Source organism: Limnohabitans sp. JirII-31 (assembly GCF_002778315.1).
In the GTDB taxonomy this organism is placed as follows: Bacteria; Pseudomonadota; Gammaproteobacteria; order Burkholderiales; family Burkholderiaceae_C; genus Limnohabitans.
The window spans coordinates 218,495-236,014 of sequence record NZ_NESA01000001.1 but is presented as its reverse complement, the minus strand read 5'-3'; the positions used below and the strand labels follow the sequence as shown (position 1 = coordinate 236,014).

Genomic DNA, 17,520 nt, shown 5'->3' with positions numbered 1-17,520 from the left:
TCTTCACATGGCAAGCATTGATCATTACGAAAATTTCCCTGTTGCGTCCTGGCTGTGTCCGGCCCATCTGCGCCCCGCCGTGGCGGCGCTGTATCACTTCGCCCGTACGGCTGACGACATCGCCGACGAAGGTGACGCCCCGGCACACCACCGCCTCAACGACTTGGCCGAATACCGCGCAGATTTAAACCTCTGCTTAGCAGGCTCAACGACACCAAGCCAACGCTGGCCCGCGTTATTTGCGGCCCTCGCACATGCCGTCCAACAGCATCAGTTGCCAGCCCAACCTCTGCACGATTTATTGGATGCCTTCGAACAAGACGTGGTCTATACCAGCGTCGGTCAAGGCTACCGCAACCGCGCTGAACTGCTGGATTACTGCCGTCGCTCAGCCAACCCCGTAGGGCGGCTGATGCTGCATTTGTACGGGGTGAGTGACAACACCTCGCTGCATCAAAGCGATGCCATTTGCACCGCGTTGCAACTGATCAATTTTTGGCAAGACCGCCCACTTGATTTAGCACGTGGGCGCAACTATTTGCCACAAGCTCACGCCCTTGAAGAAGAACTCCAGTTTGCTCGCGCGCTGATGAACCAGGGCGCGCCTTTGGCCAAGCGTGTCCAAGGGCGCGCAGGATGGGAGCTGCGTGCAGTTGTCCAAGGCGGACTGCGAATTTTGGACAAACTGGAGGCTGAGCAAAATCGCCCTCGCCTCAACCGTACAGATCTGCTGTGCATTGCCTGGCGTTGCTTGCGCATGTAGCCGTCTTCAACAACCCAGATAATGGGTCCTTCATGACACCTCAACAATACGTTCAACAAAAAGCTGCGGCTTCAGGCAGCAGCTTTTATTACGCTTTCTTGTTTTTGCCACCTCAGCGACGTGCAGCGATCACAGCGTTCTATGCGTTTTGCCGCGAGGTCGACGATGTGGTGGATGAAGTCAGCGATCCAGGCGTCGCGCAGACCAAACTGGCTTGGTGGCGCAACGAAGTACACCAAGCCTTCGCGGGTCATCCACAGCACCCAGTGATGCAAGCTCTGCAACCACTGTGTGCAGAATTCGGCATTGAAGAGACCATGTTGCAGTCAGTGATCGAGGGGTGCGAAATGGACCTCACACAAACCCGTTACCTCGACTACCCCAACCTCACCCGATACTGCCATTTGGTCGCCGGCGTTGTTGGCGAGGTATCGGCACGAATCTTTGGCCAGACGGATCCCGCCACCACCGATTACGCACACACGCTGGGGCAGGCATTTCAACTCACCAACATCATCCGTGATGTGGGCGAAGACGCCTTGCGTGGACGCATTTATCTGCCGATGTCTGAATTACAGCAATTCGATGTGAAAGCACACGAGGTGCTCAACCGTCTTGACTCAGAGCGCTTTCAAGCGCTGATGCAGTTCCAAGCCCAACGTGCCCATGCCTTGTACGACCAGGCTTTGGGCCAACTGCGCACTGCAGATTGGCAAACCCAAAAACCGGGGTTGATGATGGCCAGCATCTACCGCACATTGTTGCGGGAAATCGAAGCCCAGAAATTTCCCGTGCTGCAACAGCGTGTGGCACTGACACCTCTGCGCAAGCTCTGGCTGGCCTGGAAGATGCAAGCTCTCGGGCGCTTCTAAACCAGGGTGTCCATGAAACAAGTCCGCATCGTGGGCGCCGGCTGGGCTGGACTGGCTGCTGCAGTCGCTGCCGTGCAGCATGGCATGCAGGTCCACCTTTACGAAACAGCCCATATCAGCGGAGGACGCGCCCGCAAACTGCCACAGACCTTTGCTGGTCATCCACTCGACAACGGTCAACACGTGTTGATTGGCGCCTACCGAGACACACTGGCCTTGATGCGCACAGTGGGCTTAGAACCCGAAGCCTTGCTCAAGCGCATGCCACTGAACCTGCAATTTGCCAACGGTCAAGGGCTCGCATTGCCCGATGGCCCCGCGCCTTGGAACGTGCTGGCAGGCATCGCACGAGCACGTGGATGGACCTGGCATGACAAAACTCATCTGCTCTACGCCTGTTGGCAATGGCACCGCAATGGCTTCATATGCCCCAGTGACTGGACAGTGACCCAGTTGTGTACTCACAGCAAATTGTCACCCAGCGTATGTGAACAACTGATTGAGCCGTTGTGCCTGTCGGCACTCAACACACCTTTGCACGAAGCCAGTGCCCTGGTTTTTTTACGCGTTCTGCACGACGCACTATTGGGTGGCCCGGGCAGTGCTGATCTGCTAATACCCACGTGCGACCTTGGCGCTTTGTTCCCCGAAACCTGCCTGCGCTGGTTACAAAGGCAAGGTGCGCACATTCACCTGGGCCATCGCATCACCGCCGAAGACATGATGCTCCCAGAGTTTCAACCTCAGCCAGGGCAAGCTCTGGTGCTGGCCTGCACCGCGCGAGAAGCAGCGCGTTTGACCGCAACACAGCATCCGCATTGGTCACAACAGGCAGCAGCCCTCACGCACACCGCGATCACCACCGTCTACCTGCATTGCACAGACAAAGCGTTTGCAGGCCTCACTCAGCCCATGGTGGCCCTGCACAGCAGTGCCCAGCAGCCAGCTCAGTTTGTGTTTGATCGCGGTGTGTTGACACAACAAGCCGGCTTGTTGGCCTGCGTGGTCAGCGCCAGTCAGGGAGAACGCCACGACATCGCTGAACGTGTGCAACAGCAAGTCGCTCAGCAATTGGGCTGGCTGCATCTCAGCATCGTGCAAACTGTGGTCGAAAAACAAGCCACCCTGGCCTGCCTGCCCGATCTCGTGCGGCCTGAAACCTGCATTGCACCTCACCTCTTTGCCTGCGGCGACTACGTTCGGGGGCCCTACCCGTCGACCCTGGAAGGCGCAGTACGTTCAGGGCAACAGGTAATCGCACAGTTGCGTCACCTCTGACAAGGTCAAGGGCTGGGGCGAGTCGTGTGTCCAATCACGGGCATGGGTATTGACCCAGACCGTCTGCATGCCCACCCCACGTGCGCCCACCGCATCAGCCAAGGCATCGTCACCTACGTGCAGCACCGCTTCTGGGGGCAGACCGAGTTGGCGTGCCGCAGCTTCAAAAATGCGCGGATCGGGCTTGGCCACACCGCAGTCACGTGCGCTCACCGAGGCTTGAAAATAAGGCCCCACTGGCGTGCGAAACACATCTGCATTGCCGTTAGACACCGCCACCAAGGGATAGCGTGCTGCCAAACGCGACAAGGCCTGCACCACCCCGTCGAACACAAATACCTGGTTGCGTGCGGCAAAAAAGGCATCAAACGCAGCCTCAGCCAAATGCTCAGCCTCACCTGCACGGCGCAGGCTCTCCCGAATCGATGCCAAACGCAAAAAACTCAAGTCATGGCTGCGCTCGGGATGACGGGCATCAATCAAAGCACGAATCTCGCGTCGCACCTCCAAATTGGCAGATAAGCGCGCTGTTTGCGGCGCATGGGTGGCCAGCCACTCGGCAAGCACTTGGTCTGCATGGGCGATGGTGGGCGCAATGGGCCACAAGGTGTCGTCGAGGTCGAACGTGATGGCGTGTATTTGGGTGGGGTCAATCATGGCTGGGCGAGAATACCGCATGCTGTTTAAACCTGCTTTCTCCCCCGAACCCTCGTTCCGCCATGGACAAGCCCCGCGCACCGCCGTCTTGCTGTGCAACCTGGGGACCCCTGACGCCCCAACGGCCAAGGCCCTGCGCACCTACTTGGCTGAATTTTTAGGTGACCGACGCGTGGTAGAAATTCCACGCCTGATCTGGCTGGCTATCCTGCACGGCATCATCTTGCGTATTCGTCCTGCCAAGTCGGCTCAGAAATACGCGAGCATTTGGACCGCTGAAGGCTCCCCCCTCAAGGTCTGGACTGAACGTCAGGCCCAAGCCTTGCAACAAGCGTTCCATGCACATGGCCAAGATGTGATCGTCGATTACGCCATGCGCTATGGCAGCCACGACATCCCTACTCAACTCAACGCGCTCAAAGCCCAGGGTGCCACGCGCGTTCTGCTGCTGCCTGCCTACCCGCAATACTCTGGCACCACCACCGCCAGCGTGTTCGATGCGGTCTACAGCTGGGGCTTACAGACTCGCCTGCTCCCTGAGTTTCGCTTCATCAACCACTACCATGACGATCCAGGCTACATCACCGCGTTGGCCGAGCGCGTGCGCCACCACTGGGCTGAACACGGTCAAGCTGAACGGTTGGTGATGAGCTTTCATGGCGTGCCTGAGCGCACCCTGCAGTTGGGCGACCCTTACCATTGCGAGTGTTACAAAACGGCGCGTCTTTTGGGCGAGGCTTTGGGGCTGCGCAAAGACCAATACCAAGTCACCTTTCAATCGCGCTTTGGCAAAGCCAAGTGGCTGGAGCCCTACACAGAACCCACCCTCATCGCCATGGCACAACAAGGTGTGAAACGGGTAGATTTGATTTGTCCCGGCTTTACCAGTGACTGCCTAGAAACCTTGGAAGAAATCGCGCAAGAAGCCCAAGAAGCGTTTCATGCCGCAGGCGGAGACACCTTCCACTACATCCCGTGCCTCAACGACAGCCCGCAGTGGGTAGATGCCATGCGCAGCTTATGCCTGCAACACATGGCAGGATGGCCTATGCCGGCAGCTACAGCAGAAGCACTGGAGATCAGTCGTCAAGAGGCTTTGGCGTTAGGGGCTAAGCAATAAACGGGTGATACATGCGCCCTGCGGGACGCGCAGCTTTGCTGCACCCCGCGCAAGCAATCAAAGAGATTTGGCTGACGCCGCTGTAACCGGTGCGGAAGCCGCAGAGGCAGACGCAGGCGCTACAGCATTTGACGCCGCGGGCCGCGCTGCACTGGCAGATGCCGTCACACCTGAAGTCCACACCTTTGCAGCGGCAGACGTCACGGCGGCGCTGGCCGCCTCGACAACAGGTGCAACATCAGAAGCAGTGGCGACCTTGTCCGCCGCCTCTGGCTCACCATTTGGCACCATCAGCACCGGAGGCGGTGCGGACTCTGTGGCAACAGACTCAGGCGCGGGTCGCATCACGACTGCCACACCCAAAGCCGCTGCAAACAGACCCAAAATAGCCCACAGGGAAACTTTGGGTTTTGATGCTGACACCGAGGCTTCGTTTTGCGGTGGCGGAATAAACATCGGGGTGTCTGAACCGGCCTCAAGCGCTGTCGGCGGCGACTCTGAGAAAGACGATACGTGGGTCAATGCATCAGTTTCAGCTTGCGACACCATGGCCACCGCCGTCTCCGTCGACAAGGCCACGGCAGGTGCAATGAACCATTGCTCTTGCGTCAGCCCTAATAAACTGCCAACTTTTTTAACGGCTGTGAGTTTGACGCTGACACTGTAAAAAGAACTAGAGCCGCCCTCTTCCAGCTGACGAATCTGACGGATCGACATGCAAGAGCGCGTCGCCATGTCACTCAAGGTCCAACCACGCGCCTCACGGGCCAAACGCAGGGCAGCACCATTGATGGTGGATTCTTGTTCAACTGGTGTCATGGCGACCTAAGAGTCAAAAAGTGACAAGTCAAGCTGATCACTTCACCAGCAGCAGTTCACCTTTGATCGATGCGCCCTTCTGGACTGACAGTGTTTGGTATACCACGTGGCCGTCAACAGATGCAGAAGAAGTCACGATCAACTCGTTGCAAGTGGCCGTGCCTGAAAACTTGCCCTTGATATGCAAACTGCTGCACGTCACAACCCCGTCAACCTGACCGCGTGCACCAATCGTGAGCTCATCCACCTGGATTTGGCCGTTCAACGAACCCTCCACATGAATCGCACCTTTGGCAGAAATTTCACCACGGAAGGAGAAGCCTTCACTCAGGATAGACGGCTTGGAAGCGGTGGTTGAAATCATGTCCATCATGGTGTTTCTCTGTGAAATAACAGGTGCTGACGCAGCGGCCTGCTGAGCCGACTCTTGCACATCGTTCTCAACGCTAAGCTCTGAGGCGCTGTCGCTGGGGAGATTAGTGTTGCTGGTTTTGGATTTGTTGAACATATTGTGCCGTCCGTATAACTTTTTGAGGATTGACGGGATAGCCGCCAATCAAGATTTCCAAATGCAAATGCTTGCCCGTTGACGAAGACCCTGTGCTGCCAATGTTGCCCAGCACCGAGTCGGTGGTGACTTTGTCACCCAACTTCACATCGATGTTGGCCAAATGCCCATACAAAGATTCCACGCCATTGGTGTGGCGAATCACCACTGTGTTGCCGTACTGCTGGTGGTATTGAGCCAACACCACAATGCCAGGCTTGACGGGGTGCACTTTTTCATCGCCTGTTTGGCTCAACATATCCAAGCCTGTGTGGAAATGCGTCTGACCCGTGATCGGGTGGCGACGAATGCCGAAATCTGAGGTGACGCTGTAATTGGGCACAGGCATCAAACTAGGCAAGGCATACAACACCTCGCGCAAAGAACGGTTGGTGGCCAACTGGTCTGCCACTTTGCCACGCAACAACGGGTTACCCTTCACATCGTCATCGATGTTGAAACCACCATTGGCTGCGTTTTGCTGAATGATCTTGACAATCTTCTCGGTCAATCCGGAAGACTCCAGTTGCGACTTCATCGTCACGTTCTCTTGTGACACAGCAACCATCGACGTGTCTACAAAACGGCGGATGCTCATGTCTCGATCACGGATGGTTTGAGCCAACGCGACCATTTGCTCATCGTTCATCGACAGCACTTCACCCTGCTCTGAATCTGCGGCACTGCTCAACAAAGCACGGTACACCTCTTCATGTGAGCGCTCCAATTTGGCACGACTCATCATCAGGCTGACGCTGGTGAACAACAACACCAAAATTGCAATCAGCATGGCTCCTGTGACCACGATGCCAGAACGCACCAAAGCACGTTGCACCCGCGCGGTCACATTCAAATAATGGACATCTCCGTTTTGCTCCAGGATGATGCGAGCGTCTTCGTATTGACGCGTCCATCCATCGGACACCAGTCCGGGCAGCATGCGGGCACCCCTAATGAGTCGACGAATCAACATGAGAGAAAGCGCGTCAGACGGCTGGTGCCGTACCGCCGATGCTCACCGCAGAACCGTCTGCCCCTTGGCTCAAAGTTCCTTCGATTTCGCCGCCCTTTTCGATCTCAATTTCCATGTACTGGACTTTGCCAGCAATCTTGCCAGTGGAGCGAACGATCAAGCTTTTCTCACTGATGATGGTGTTGTGCAACTGACCGCGCACATCAATCACTTTGGCCGACACACGCCCAGTGATCTTGCCTGTTGGGCCGATCAACACCTCTTCTGCAGTCAAATCGCCCTCAATCACACCATTGATGATGGCTTTTGAAGGCACAGTGAACGTGCCTTTGACGACCACGCCGTCACCAATAACAACACTTTCAAGCGAATCAGACTGATTGGACATAAAAACTCCTTCTTTTGATTTTAGCAAATAAACTGCCAAAAACTACATAAGAAGGAGGTTTATATTCTTCAATATGGCAAAAAAAAGTGATTCACAGCAATAACTTAGAGCACTTTTTGAAAGTATTTCTTAAAATTTTAGAAACAAAGACTTACAAATCTAAAACCAACACAGCTGTTTTGGAACGCGAGCAGCAAGGGGTGAATTGATCGTTGGCTGCTTGCTCCTCAGGGGTCAGGTACAGGTCTTTGTGGTCAGGAATACCCTCCAACACCCGAACCAAGCAGGTGCCACAAACGCCTTGTTCACAGGCAATTGGCACATCGACGCCTGCTTTGTGCAGGGCGTCAACCACGGTTTGGTCTGCCCCCACCTGAATTTCTTGGCCTGAACTGGCAATCTTGACGGTGAATGCGGCATCCGTTGCGTCATGCACCACCTGACCGCCAAAAAATTCAAAGTGCAATTGGTCTTCAGGCCAAGACTGCGCGCGCGCTGTGGCCAACACCGCATCCATGAAGCCCTTGGGTCCACACACATACAAGTGCTGCCCGGCTTGCGGCACCCCAATCAAGGTAGCCAAACTGACTGGCGGATCCTGCGGGACATCGTCCCAATGGGTGTGCACGCGAGACGCAAACGCTGACGCGGCAAAGCGGTCGACAAATGCAGCCTTGCTGGCTGAACGCGCAAAGTAATGCAAGGCAAAGTCAGCACCGTCGTTCGAGAGCTGTTCGGCCATCGCCATCAGCGGCGTCACGCCAATGCCACCCGCCAACAACAGGTGCTTCTTGGCATCGGTCGCCAACGGGAAGTGGTTCTTGGGTGCACTGATCTCGAGCAGCTGACCTTCTTTCACCTGTGCATGCACCGCTTCTGACCCACCGCGAGAGGCAGGGTCGCGCAACACGGCAATTTGGTAACGCTGCGTCTCGCTGGGTGGGTTGCACAAAGAATACTGACGCACCAAGCCTGAACCTAAGTGCACATCAATGTGCGCGCCCGCCGTGAAGGCTGGCAACACGCCTCCCTCCACAGGCAGCAGTTCCAAAGAACAAATACCGTCCGCTTCGTCGCGCTTGTGCGCCACGCGCACCTTCAAAGTCTGAGCAGTCATGCGGCACCTTCAACAGCCACGCCCTGCTCTTGCGCGATCAAACGGTCCAACACGCGGCGCGATTGCACACCACCCGCGTCAATGTTGAGTTTGAGCAATTCACGTGTCGGATAGGCCAGCAGATTTTTTTGTTGCAACTGCAACATCTCCAAGTCTTCGCCAAAAATTTTGCCTTGGCCTTCGCGAATGGTTGCGGTCAGCTCCGCATCGTTGGGCTTGAATTTGCGTGCCATGCCCCAGTGGTACCAAATAGACGTTTCGGTTTCAGGCGTGATGAAGTCCACCACCACACTCGAAGCTTTGATATCATCCGGCGCGTTGTAGCCACCTTTGCCGGCCAAGGCCACGCCCACTTCAATCATCACGTGACTCGGCGGCGAGAATCGGCAAATCTGCCAACGGTCCACCGGCTGGTCATCGGGCAGGTCGTTGCCGCGCAAAGCCATCTTCCAAAATGGGGGCGCAGAAATGCCGTCCATGAAACGGCTGGTCACCACCAAGTCACCCTCGGTTTTGGTGGTGCAAGGCACTTCGTCAATCTCTTTTTGCCCGATGCTGTTGGCGTGCACATAGGTCTCGTGCGTCAAGTCCATCAGGTTGTCGATCATCAAGCGGTAGTCGCAGCCAATGTGATACAGCCCGCCGCCATAAGCCCAAGCCGGGTTATCGAAAAACTCGAACACCGGCATTTGGCTTTCATCGGCCAAGCTCACATCGCCTGGCCACACCCAGACAAAACCGTAGCGCTCCACCACGGGAAAGCTGCGAATGGCTGGGAAGCCCCGCACACGTTGCCCAGGCATGGAGACCGTTTTGCCATCACAGCCCATTTGCAGGCCGTGGTAGCCGCACACCAGCTTGCCTTCACACACAAACCCCAGAGACAAAGGTGCGCCGCGATGCGGGCAAAAATCTTCCAGCGCGGTAGCTTTTCCGCCATCACCACGGTAGAACACCATGCTCTCGCCACAAATTTTTCGGCCCAAAGGCTTGTCCGTGATCTCTGCAGCCGAACAGGCCACGTACCAAGTATTTTTCAAAAACATCGCCAACTCCTTGTGTCTTGTTTCAGTGATCAGGCAACCTGCGCTGTATCCACGCGGGCTACACCCAGCAATTGGTCCAGCAACTCAGGTGCGTCCAGCAAACTCTCGGCGCTGCCGGTGTGCACCACACTGCCGTGGTCTAGCACCACTGCGCGGTGACTGATGGCCAAGATGGCCTGCGGATGCTGCTCCACAATGATGGCCGACAGGCCTTCTTCGCGGGTGATACGCGCAATTGCACGCAGCAACTCTTCCACGATGATCGGTGCCAAACCCTCCAGGGGTTCGTCCAGCAACAGCAAGCGCGGGTTGAGCACCAAGGCGCGGCCCACAGCCAACATTTGCTGCTCACCGCCCGACAACTGCGTGCCCAAATTGGTCTTGCGTTCAGCCAAGCGCGGAAACATCTCATACACCCGCTCAGGTGTCCACGGTTTGGCACTGTGGCCCGCACGTCCAGGACGCACCACCGCGGTCAAGTTTTCGTGCACCGTGAGCGATTTAAAAATACAACGCTCTTGGGGCACCCAGCCAATGCCGGCAGCTGCGCGCTGGTGCGATGGCATCCCACTCAAGGTTTCGCCGCCCAACACAATGCGTCCGCCGTGCTGACGCGTGGCCCCTGCCAAAGTGTCCATCAAGGTGGTTTTGCCCGTGCCGTTGCGCCCCAGCAAAGCCAAGGTTTCACCCTCTGCCAAAGAAAAGCTCACACCGTTCAACACCACTGCTTCGCCATACCCGGCGCTCAGGTTTTCGACTTGCAGCAAATCAGACATGCGCGCTCTCCCCATGGCCCAAATACACCGCCTTGACTTGCGGATCGTTGGCAATTTCTTGCGGTGTCCCCTCGGTCAACACCGCACCATTCACCAACACTGTGATGCGGTTGGCAAAGCCAAACACCAGATCCATGTCGTGCTCAATCAACAGCACCGACACATCGCTGGGCAAAGCCGCCACCGTTTGCAGCAGTTCTTCGCGCTCGCCTGCGGGCACACCCGCCACGGGCTCGTCGAGCAACAACACACGCGGCTCACAAGCCAAGGCAATGGCCATCTCCAACAAACGGCGCTTGCCGTAGGCCAAATGCTCGGTGCGTTGGTTCATCACCTCACTCAAGCGGAACATGGCCAGCAATTCCTCACAGCGCGCCACCACCGTCTCGTTGCTGCCCAACACTTGCCACCAGCGGTTGCCCAAACCACGCTGCTGCGACACCACCATGGCCAAAGTCTCCAGCGGCGTCATGCTGTTGAAGAGCTGGTTGATTTGAAACGTCCGCACCATGCCGCGTCGCACACGTTGGTGCGGTGCCAAATGGGTGATGTCTTGACCTTCCAGCGTGATGCGGCCTTGCGTAGCGGGCAACACACCCGTCATCAGGTTGATCAAGGTGGTTTTGCCTGCCCCGTTCGGCCCGATCAAGGCGTGGCGTGCACCACGGGTCACACTCAGATTCACATGGTCGGTGGCCGTGATCCCGCCAAAGCGTTTGACCAAGCCCTCCGTCTTCAAGACGATCTCTTGCGTGCTCATGCCGCACCGCCTTTCTTTGAGAACCAAGTCCAAGGCCGAATCAGACGCTCACGCCCCACCAGCACCAAGACCACCAGGAACAGGCCGATCCAAAACGTCCAATACTGCGGCGTGATGCTGGAGATCACGTCGTGCATGAGCTTGAACACCACCGCACCCACCACACCTCCGTACAACCAACCCACACCGCCAATCACCAACATCAGCATCACGTCAGCAGAGCGCTCCAAAGAGAACACATCCAGCGAGGCAAAGCCCGTGGTCTGTGCCATCAACGCCCCCGCTGCACCCGCGATACCCGCTGCCACGGTATAGACCACGGCCAAACGTGCATGCACGTGGATACCAATCGCCATCGCACGCAAACGGTTGTCACGCACCGCCATCAGCGTGGCACCCCAAGGCGAATGAATCAAACGACGCGCCAACACAAACAACAACAACAGCACCGTCAGCGAATACCAAGCGGCGGTTTGGCCCATCAAATCGAACTCAAAACGTCCCAGCACAGGCCCGAGCACCACGCCCTGCAAGCCATCGGCGCCGCCCGTCAACCAGTCCAGCTTGTTGGCCAGCTCCAACAAGATCAAAGCCATGCCCAAGGTGACCATCAAACGCGTCAAATCGCTGCCACGCAAAATCGTCATCGAGCACAAAGCGCCCAAGCCTGTTGCCGCGACGGTGCCCACCAGCAAACCCACCAAAGGATCAGGCATCACCAACTTGGCAAACAGTGCAGCGGTGTATGCGCCAAAACCCAAAAAGGCTGCATGCCCTAACGACACGATGCCGGCATAACCCAACACCAAATCCAGGGACACACCGAACAAGGCCACGATGGCAATCTCGTTCACGATCAAGGCGTGCTGCGACACAGCCCACGGTGCCGCAAAGGCCAGCGCCCAAAACAACGGCTCCCACGCCTTGAAGCGTGCGGTGTTCAACAAAGAGTCACGTGCAGTCATCACTTACCTCCTTGGCGAACAAACAAACCTTGGGGACGCCAAATCAGAATCACCAACATCAGCGAATACACAATGAATGCGCCCAACTTGGGCACGTAATATTTACCCGCCACATCGGCAATGCCCAACAGCAGCGCGGCCAGCAACGGCCCCGTGATCGACGAGGTGCCACCCACGGCCACCACGATCAAGAAATACACCATGAACTTGAGCGGGAACGTGGGGTCCAGACCCAACACCTCAGCGCCAAGTGCACCACCCAACCCGGCAAGTCCCGAGCCCACCGCAAAGGTGGCAGCAAATACCACGTTGACGTTGATGCCCAAACCTGCGGCCACCCGCGCATCGTCCACACTGGCGCGCAAGCGGCTGCCAAAACGTGTGGCCGACAGCACATACTGCAAGCCCAAGGTCAGCGCCGCGCACACCGCAATGATGAACAGGCGGTAATGCCCCATGCCCAAAGCGCCGTCCCACAGCTCGGTGCGGCCTTTGAGCCACTCGGGCAGTTGCATGATTTGTTGCTGTGAACCGATGAAGTAGTCCACCAAGGACACGGCCATGAAGGCCAGGCCAATCGAGAACAACACCTGGTCCAAGTGCGGCTTGCTGTACATAGGGCGATACAGCGTGCGCTCAAGCACCGCGCCCAACAAGGCCGTGCCCACAAAAGCCACCGGCAAACACACCAAAAATGGCACGTCGTAGTGCTGCATCAGCACCACCGTCAGGTACCCCCCTGCCATGGCAAAAGCACCATGCGCGAGGTTGATGAAATTCATCAAGCCCATCGTCACCGACAGGCCCACCGCCAGAATAAAAAGAAGCATGCCGTAGGCGATGCCGTCAAACAGAATGGTCACTTGGTTTTTCCTGGGTCTTTGACGTCTTTGAGGGTCGAGAACTCTTGGTTGTAGAGCTGACCGTTGACCTTCTCCACCTTGCGGATGTAGATGTTGTGCACCGCATCCCGGGTCTGCGCGTCGATGAACATGGGGCCACGTGGACTCTCAAAAATTTGCCCCTTCATGGCGTTGAGCAAGGCCTCGCCCGAACCCGCCTTGGTAGCTTTCGCAGCTTCGTAAATCACGCGCATGCCGTCGTAGCCGCCCACGGCCATGAAGTTGGGACGCAGGCCGTTGTTCGCCTTTTCAAATGCAGCCACAAACTTCTTGTTCAACGGCGAGTTGTGGGATGCCGAATAGTGGTGTGATGTCACCACGCCCAAAGCCACGTCGCCCATGCTGTTCAAGATGTCGTCATCGGTGATGTCGCCGGTGCCAATCATCTTGATGCCCGCTTTGTCCATGCCGCGCTCGGCGAACTGTTTCATCAAAGCAGAACCCGCGCCGGACGGCACAAAAGCAAACAAGGCATCGGGCTTGAGGTCACGCACTTTTTGCAAAAAGGGCGCAAAGTCAGGGTTGCGCAACGGCACGCGCAAGGTCTCGATCACTTGGCCGCCATTGAACGTGAGGCGGTCTTTGAAAAACTTTTCGGCATCAATGCCTGGGCCGAAATCCGACACCAAGGTCACCACTTTTTTGATGCCGTTGTTGGGCGCCCAATCGGCCAAAGCCACCGCCGCCTGAGGCACGGTGAAGCTGGTGCGCACGATGTAAGGCGACGCTTCGGTGATGCTGGAGGTGGCCGCAGCCATCACCACCAGCGGTGTTTTCGATTGGGTGGCAATCGGCGCTGTGGCCAAGGCCAAGGGCGTCAGGCCAAAACCAGCCAACACATTCACCTTGTCGTTGACCACCATCTCTTGCGCAATGCGACGGGTCACGTCCGGTGCGCTGGTGTCGTCTTTGACAATCAACTCCACCTTCTTGCCAGCCACCATGTCACCGTTTTGCGCCATGTACAAGCGGGCTGCCGCTTCAATTTGCTTACCGGTCGAAGCAAACGGCCCGGTCATAGGCAAGATCAAGCCAATCTTGAACTTGTCTTGTGCCATGGCGCTGCCGACACAAGCCACCATGGCGGCGGCCGTCACGGCGCTCAAGAAAAAACGTTTGTGCATGGGGCTCTCCTGTTAAATATCAAAAAAGGGACGCTCAATGCGGGCGTCGAATCAATCGACCACCGGGCACCGAATCAGGACTGTGCATGGCATCGCGCAAATTGCGCTGTGCCAAGCGGGAATGCTCACGCATGATGGCCTCAGCCCGCGCGCCTTCGCGGCACGCAATGGCGTCGAGCACCTGGCGGTGCTGGTCCTGGGCCACGATCAACATGTCACGTGCTTGGGGTGAGTTGGCCTGCGCCAGCACAAAGCCGGAGGGCGAAGCGAATGGCATGCTCGCCACCCGCTCAAGCTCGGGCCGTAAAAACTCGCTGCCACACAAGTCGGCCAAGATTTGGTGAAACCGACCATTGAGCAGCACGTAATTTGAAAAACCTTCGTCGGTCAGTTGAGACGGTGCCAGCACGACATCGATCTGGTCCAAGCACGCTTGGGCCTGAGACATCGCCACAGGATCGGCCCCGCGCTGCGCCGCCCACTGCGCGGCCAAGCCTTCGATGGCGCCACGCAACTCAATGGCATCCGCCGCATCGCGCTCAGAGAACGTGCGTACCGCATAACCACCACTGGGCCATGCCTGCAACAAACCCTCTTGTTCCAGCCGCATCAGGGCCGCTCGGATGGGTGTGCGCGACACCCCCAAGCGTTCGGCCACCGCCAATTCGGTGATGCGTGCACCGGCGTCTAATTCGCCCGCCAAAATCATGTCGCGCAACTTGAGTTGCACTTTGACAGCCTGCGACCCACCCTCTTCTTGAGGGGCCAACACGGAGGCTGAATTTGACATAGACAAACCGTTCATGCGGCGGCATTGTATACATCAAGAGCATTTTTTGAAGCCGAAACAGGCTTATTGAGGGTAATCCCCTGATTTTTGTATCCAATTTTTCAATGGGGCGCCTCTCCTGATGTCACCTGCGCAACTGCCGCTGCTGCGTGAATCCTGGCCTTGACGCACACTCCATGCCTCGCTCAAAAAAACAAGACGGAGACAGTTATGAAACGACGCGAACTCATCACAGCGCTGCCCCTGGGCATGGCTTTGGCCAGCACGGGCTACGCCCAAAGCGCCTACCCCAACAAACCCATCCGTTACATCGTGCCAGTGGCTGCGGGGGGTGGCTCCGACATGATTGGGCGCGCCGTCTGCGAACGACTCGGCAAGGTCTTGGGTCAACCCATGGTGGTCGATAACCACGGTGGCGGTGGCGGTGTGATTGCTTCACAGATGACGGCCAAATCACCCGCCGATGGTTACACCCTGATGCAGGGCTATGTCGGTACCCACGGCACAGCACCGGCCACGCGCAAGCTGCCCTATGACGCGGTGAAAGACTTCACCCCCATCGGCATGATTGGCAGCACACCCAATGTGCTGTGCATCAACGCGGCGTTGCCCGTCACCGATGTCAAAAGCTTTCTCGACTACGTGCGTCAAAACCCTGGCCGTGTGTCCTACGGTTCAGCCGGCGCAGGTTCGCTCACCCACATGACCGCCGAGTTGTTCAAACTGCAAACTGGCGCGTTCATGGTGCACATTCCCTACCGAGGCATTGCCCCCGCCACCACCGACTTGATTGCAGGCCAAACCCAGGCCATGTTCCCGGGACTCGCAGCTGCCCTGCCCCATATTCGCGGCGGACGCATCCGAGCCCTGGCGGTCACAGGCAGCCAACGCCACCCACAACTCAAAGATGTGCCCACCATGGAAGAGGCGGGGCTCAAAGGCTTTGACGCGCAGCAGTGGTACGGCATCGTGGGTCCAGCCGGTATGCCTGCGGCCATGGTCAAACAACTCAACGAAGCCCTGGCCAAAGTACTGGCCCAACCTGACTTCAAAGAAAAGCTGTCTGGCGAAGCGGTTGAACTCATCCCCATGTCGCCTGAGGCTTTTGGTACGTATATGAAAGCCGACATCGCGCGCTGGAGCGCATTGGCCAAAGCACGCGGCATCATGCTCGACGCTTGACCCACGCGCGCTCTTACACTCACCCGATTTTTTTTAACCTTTTCACCCACCACTGACTCAGACTTGTATGGCCATCAACACCACCGTCGCAGCCGACCACAACGCCCCTCCCGTCACCCAAATTTTGGCCAAATACGTTGCCACCCATCCCTCCAAAGGCTGGAGCGATGCGGTTGACCACGAAGCCCATCGCACTTTTCTGAACTGGCTCGGTTGCGCCGTCGGTGCCGCCGACCACGCCGCCGCACGCGCTGCACTGGCCGCCGTGCAAATGCTGGAACCCGCACCCCAAGCCTGCATCGCTGGGCGCAAAGAACGTGTCGACATTGGCAGCGCAGCCTTGATCAACGGCATCACCTCGCACACCTTTGACTTTGACGACACCCACCTCAAAACCATCATCCACCCCGCCGGCCCCGTGGCCTCGGCGTTGCTGCCTTTGGCCGAGCACCTGGGCTCTAGCGGCCGTGAGGTGATTGACGCTTTGGTGCTCGGCATCGACGTGGCTTGCCGCATGGGCAACACCGTCTACCCTGAACACTACGACCGTGGCTGGCACATCACCGGCACCACCGGCATGTTGGGATCGGCCGCAGCCTGCGCACGCTTGCTCAAACTCAACACAGAGCAAACCGCCATGGCGCTGGGCATTGCGGCTTCGCAGCCCGTGGGCTTGCGCGAACAGTTTGGCACCATGACCAAACCCTTCCACCCTGGTGCCGCCGCCCGCGCAGGTTTGATGTCGGCCCTGCTGGCCAAACAAGGCTTCACCGCCAGCCCCAAAGCCCTGGAAGCCCCGCGTGGCTGGGCCCAAGTGGTCTCCACCAAGTACGACTGGAACGAAGTCACCCACGAACTCGGTGAGCGCTTTGAAATCAGCTTCAACACCTACAAGCCCTTTGCCTGCGGCATCGTGATCCACCCCAGCATCGACGCCTGCGTGCAACTGCGCGAACAAGGCGTCAACGCTGACGACGTGGAACGCATCGAGTTGCGCGTGCATTCGCTGGTGCTCGAACTCACGGGCAAGAAAGAACCCAAAGACGGCCTGCAAGGCAAATTCAGCGTCTACCACGGCTGTGCCGCCGGTTTGATTTTTGGCCGTGCGGCCGAAGAAGAGTTTGACGACCACATCGTCACCCGCGCCGACGTGGTGGCCTTGCGCAACAAAGTGCAAGCCACGGTGGACAACAGCATTCGCGAAGAAAGCGCCGACGTCACCGCCTTCCTCAAAGACGGCCGCAAAGTCCATGTGTTTGTCGAACACGCCATCGGCTCGGTGCAACGCCCCATGAGCGACCAGGCTCTGGAAGCCAAATTCCATGGCATGAGCGACGCCGTGATTGGCGCCGAGAAAACCAATGCGCTGATCCAAGCCTGCTGGAACCTCGGCCAAGCCTCCGACCTGCGTGGTTTGGCTGCTTTGGCCACATGCTGAAGC

19 protein-coding genes are annotated in these 17,520 nt (G+C 57.5%); 6 read left to right on the top strand and 13 right to left on the bottom strand.

Going from position 1 to position 17,520, the window contains the following annotated elements:
* Nucleotides 1-7 precede the first annotated feature (7 nt).
* Genes B9Z41_RS01165 through hpnE form a run of 3 tightly spaced genes read left to right on the top strand, consistent with a single transcriptional unit; the run spans nt 8 to nt 2,913 of the window.
* Nucleotides 8-763, top strand: coding sequence for a squalene/phytoene synthase family protein (locus tag B9Z41_RS01165; protein ID WP_100144168.1), 756 nt, complete (start codon nt 8-10; stop codon nt 761-763).
* A 32-nt stretch (nt 764-795) separates the two neighbouring features.
* A complete protein-coding gene (hpnD, locus tag B9Z41_RS01160) occupies nt 796-1,635 on the top strand; it encodes a presqualene diphosphate synthase HpnD (RefSeq protein ID WP_100144166.1) in 840 nt (279 codons plus the stop codon).
* A gap of 12 nt (nt 1,636-1,647) precedes the next feature.
* Complete coding sequence (hpnE, locus tag B9Z41_RS01155; RefSeq protein WP_100144164.1) at nt 1,648-2,913, top strand: hydroxysqualene dehydroxylase HpnE; 1,266 nt, start codon at nt 1,648-1,650, stop codon at nt 2,911-2,913.
* Here hpnE and B9Z41_RS01150 read toward each other — a convergent pair.
* Nucleotides 2,875-3,570: an HAD family hydrolase gene (locus tag B9Z41_RS01150; protein ID WP_100144161.1), complete on the bottom strand. Its 696-nt coding sequence runs from the start codon at nt 3,568-3,570 to the stop codon at nt 2,875-2,877. The genes hpnE and B9Z41_RS01150 overlap by 39 nt on opposite strands.
* A 19-nt stretch (nt 3,571-3,589) precedes the next feature.
* Here B9Z41_RS01150 and hemH point away from each other — a divergent pair, with 19 nt between their 5' ends.
* Nucleotides 3,590-4,690: a ferrochelatase gene (gene hemH, locus B9Z41_RS01145; RefSeq protein WP_233202450.1), complete on the top strand. Its 1,101-nt coding sequence runs from the start codon at nt 3,590-3,592 to the stop codon at nt 4,688-4,690.
* Between the two features lie 57 nt (nt 4,691-4,747).
* On the opposite strand, the gene B9Z41_RS01140 is transcribed toward hemH, so the two are convergent.
* From B9Z41_RS01140 to B9Z41_RS01085, 12 genes are all read right to left on the bottom strand, one after another.
* Nucleotides 4,748-5,509, bottom strand: a complete 762-nt coding sequence (locus B9Z41_RS01140) for a RodZ family helix-turn-helix domain-containing protein (protein ID WP_100144157.1) — start codon at nt 5,507-5,509, stop codon at nt 4,748-4,750.
* Nucleotides 5,510-5,546: 37 nt separating this feature from the next.
* On the bottom strand, nt 5,547-5,882 hold the full coding sequence (locus tag B9Z41_RS01135; protein WP_158236106.1) for a polymer-forming cytoskeletal protein: 336 nt from the start codon (nt 5,880-5,882) through the stop codon (nt 5,547-5,549).
* 103 nt (nt 5,883-5,985) lie between these two features.
* Nucleotides 5,986-6,996, bottom strand: a complete 1,011-nt coding sequence (locus B9Z41_RS01130; RefSeq protein WP_158236105.1) for a M23 family metallopeptidase — start codon at nt 6,994-6,996, stop codon at nt 5,986-5,988.
* 46 nt (nt 6,997-7,042) lie between these two features.
* Nucleotides 7,043-7,417: a polymer-forming cytoskeletal protein gene (locus B9Z41_RS01125; RefSeq protein ID WP_100144151.1), complete on the bottom strand. Its 375-nt coding sequence runs from the start codon at nt 7,415-7,417 to the stop codon at nt 7,043-7,045.
* Nucleotides 7,418-7,568: 151 nt separating this feature from the next.
* Nucleotides 7,569-8,534 carry a PDR/VanB family oxidoreductase gene (locus B9Z41_RS01120; RefSeq protein ID WP_100144149.1) on the bottom strand — a complete coding sequence of 322 codons (966 nt, stop codon included), beginning with the start codon at nt 8,532-8,534 and terminating at the stop codon, nt 7,569-7,571.
* On the bottom strand, nt 8,531-9,580 hold the full coding sequence (locus B9Z41_RS01115) for an aromatic ring-hydroxylating dioxygenase subunit alpha (protein WP_100144147.1): 1,050 nt from the start codon (nt 9,578-9,580) through the stop codon (nt 8,531-8,533). The genes B9Z41_RS01120 and B9Z41_RS01115 overlap by 4 nt, the downstream gene beginning before the upstream one ends.
* A gap of 29 nt (nt 9,581-9,609) precedes the next feature.
* Nucleotides 9,610-10,356: an ABC transporter ATP-binding protein gene (locus B9Z41_RS01110; RefSeq protein WP_100144145.1), complete on the bottom strand. Its 747-nt coding sequence runs from the start codon at nt 10,354-10,356 to the stop codon at nt 9,610-9,612.
* Entirely contained in the window at nt 10,349-11,116 is a 768-nt protein-coding gene (locus tag B9Z41_RS01105; protein ID WP_100144143.1) for an ABC transporter ATP-binding protein, read from the bottom strand. The genes B9Z41_RS01110 and B9Z41_RS01105 overlap by 8 nt, the downstream gene beginning before the upstream one ends.
* Entirely contained in the window at nt 11,113-12,081 is a 969-nt protein-coding gene (locus tag B9Z41_RS01100; protein ID WP_100144141.1) for a branched-chain amino acid ABC transporter permease, read from the bottom strand. The genes B9Z41_RS01105 and B9Z41_RS01100 overlap by 4 nt, the downstream gene beginning before the upstream one ends.
* Nucleotides 12,081-12,944, bottom strand: coding sequence for a branched-chain amino acid ABC transporter permease (locus tag B9Z41_RS01095; RefSeq protein ID WP_255408392.1), 864 nt, complete (start codon nt 12,942-12,944; stop codon nt 12,081-12,083). Before B9Z41_RS01095 ends, B9Z41_RS01100 begins: the two co-directional genes overlap by 1 nt.
* Complete coding sequence (locus B9Z41_RS01090) at nt 12,941-14,107, bottom strand: ABC transporter substrate-binding protein (RefSeq protein WP_100144139.1); 1,167 nt, start codon at nt 14,105-14,107, stop codon at nt 12,941-12,943. Before B9Z41_RS01090 ends, B9Z41_RS01095 begins: the two co-directional genes overlap by 4 nt.
* Before the next feature lie 34 nt (nt 14,108-14,141).
* Nucleotides 14,142-14,897: a GntR family transcriptional regulator gene (locus tag B9Z41_RS01085; protein ID WP_369823276.1), complete on the bottom strand. Its 756-nt coding sequence runs from the start codon at nt 14,895-14,897 to the stop codon at nt 14,142-14,144.
* 210 nt (nt 14,898-15,107) lie between these two features.
* Here B9Z41_RS01085 and B9Z41_RS01080 point away from each other — a divergent pair, with 210 nt between their 5' ends.
* The gene (locus B9Z41_RS01080) at nt 15,108-16,079 is read left to right on the top strand and encodes a tripartite tricarboxylate transporter substrate binding protein (protein WP_100144135.1); all 972 of its coding nucleotides are present in this window, start codon (nt 15,108-15,110) and stop codon (nt 16,077-16,079) included.
* 67 nt (nt 16,080-16,146) lie between these two features.
* Nucleotides 16,147-17,517: an MmgE/PrpD family protein gene (locus tag B9Z41_RS01075; protein WP_100144133.1), complete on the top strand. Its 1,371-nt coding sequence runs from the start codon at nt 16,147-16,149 to the stop codon at nt 17,515-17,517.
* The last annotated feature ends 3 nt before the right edge of the window (nt 17,518-17,520 follow it).

Excerpts from the sequence above, each read along its gene's own strand:
- B9Z41_RS01125 (WP_100144151.1), bottom strand. The coding sequence starts at position 7,417 with ATGTCCAATCAGTCTGATTCGCTTGAAAGTGTTGTTATTGGTGACGGC.
- B9Z41_RS01130 (WP_158236105.1), bottom strand. The coding sequence starts at position 6,996 with ATGCTGCCCGGACTGGTGTCCGATGGATGGACGCGTCAATACGAAGAC.
- B9Z41_RS01135 (WP_158236106.1), bottom strand. The coding sequence starts at position 5,882 with ATGATGGACATGATTTCAACCACCGCTTCCAAGCCGTCTATCCTGAGT.
- B9Z41_RS01105 (WP_100144143.1), bottom strand. The coding sequence starts at position 11,116 with ATGAGCACGCAAGAGATCGTCTTGAAGACGGAGGGCTTGGTCAAACGC.
- B9Z41_RS01165 (WP_100144168.1), top strand. The coding sequence starts at position 8 with ATGGCAAGCATTGATCATTACGAAAATTTCCCTGTTGCGTCCTGGCTG.
- B9Z41_RS01085 (WP_369823276.1), bottom strand. The coding sequence starts at position 14,897 with ATGTCAAATTCAGCCTCCGTGTTGGCCCCTCAAGAAGAGGGTGGGTCG.
- B9Z41_RS01110 (WP_100144145.1), bottom strand. The coding sequence starts at position 10,356 with ATGTCTGATTTGCTGCAAGTCGAAAACCTGAGCGCCGGGTATGGCGAA.
- B9Z41_RS01100 (WP_100144141.1), bottom strand. The coding sequence starts at position 12,081 with ATGACTGCACGTGACTCTTTGTTGAACACCGCACGCTTCAAGGCGTGG.
- B9Z41_RS01075 (WP_100144133.1), top strand. The coding sequence starts at position 16,147 with ATGGCCATCAACACCACCGTCGCAGCCGACCACAACGCCCCTCCCGTC.
- B9Z41_RS01120 (WP_100144149.1), bottom strand. The coding sequence starts at position 8,534 with ATGACTGCTCAGACTTTGAAGGTGCGCGTGGCGCACAAGCGCGACGAA.
- B9Z41_RS01080 (WP_100144135.1), top strand. The coding sequence starts at position 15,108 with ATGAAACGACGCGAACTCATCACAGCGCTGCCCCTGGGCATGGCTTTG.
- B9Z41_RS01090 (WP_100144139.1), bottom strand. The coding sequence starts at position 14,107 with ATGCACAAACGTTTTTTCTTGAGCGCCGTGACGGCCGCCGCCATGGTG.
- hpnD (WP_100144166.1), top strand. The coding sequence starts at position 796 with ATGACACCTCAACAATACGTTCAACAAAAAGCTGCGGCTTCAGGCAGC.
- hemH (WP_233202450.1), top strand. The coding sequence starts at position 3,590 with ATGCTGTTTAAACCTGCTTTCTCCCCCGAACCCTCGTTCCGCCATGGA.
- B9Z41_RS01150 (WP_100144161.1), bottom strand. The coding sequence starts at position 3,570 with ATGATTGACCCCACCCAAATACACGCCATCACGTTCGACCTCGACGAC.
- B9Z41_RS01140 (WP_100144157.1), bottom strand. The coding sequence starts at position 5,509 with ATGACACCAGTTGAACAAGAATCCACCATCAATGGTGCTGCCCTGCGT.
- hpnE (WP_100144164.1), top strand. The coding sequence starts at position 1,648 with ATGAAACAAGTCCGCATCGTGGGCGCCGGCTGGGCTGGACTGGCTGCT.
- B9Z41_RS01115 (WP_100144147.1), bottom strand. The coding sequence starts at position 9,580 with ATGTTTTTGAAAAATACTTGGTACGTGGCCTGTTCGGCTGCAGAGATC.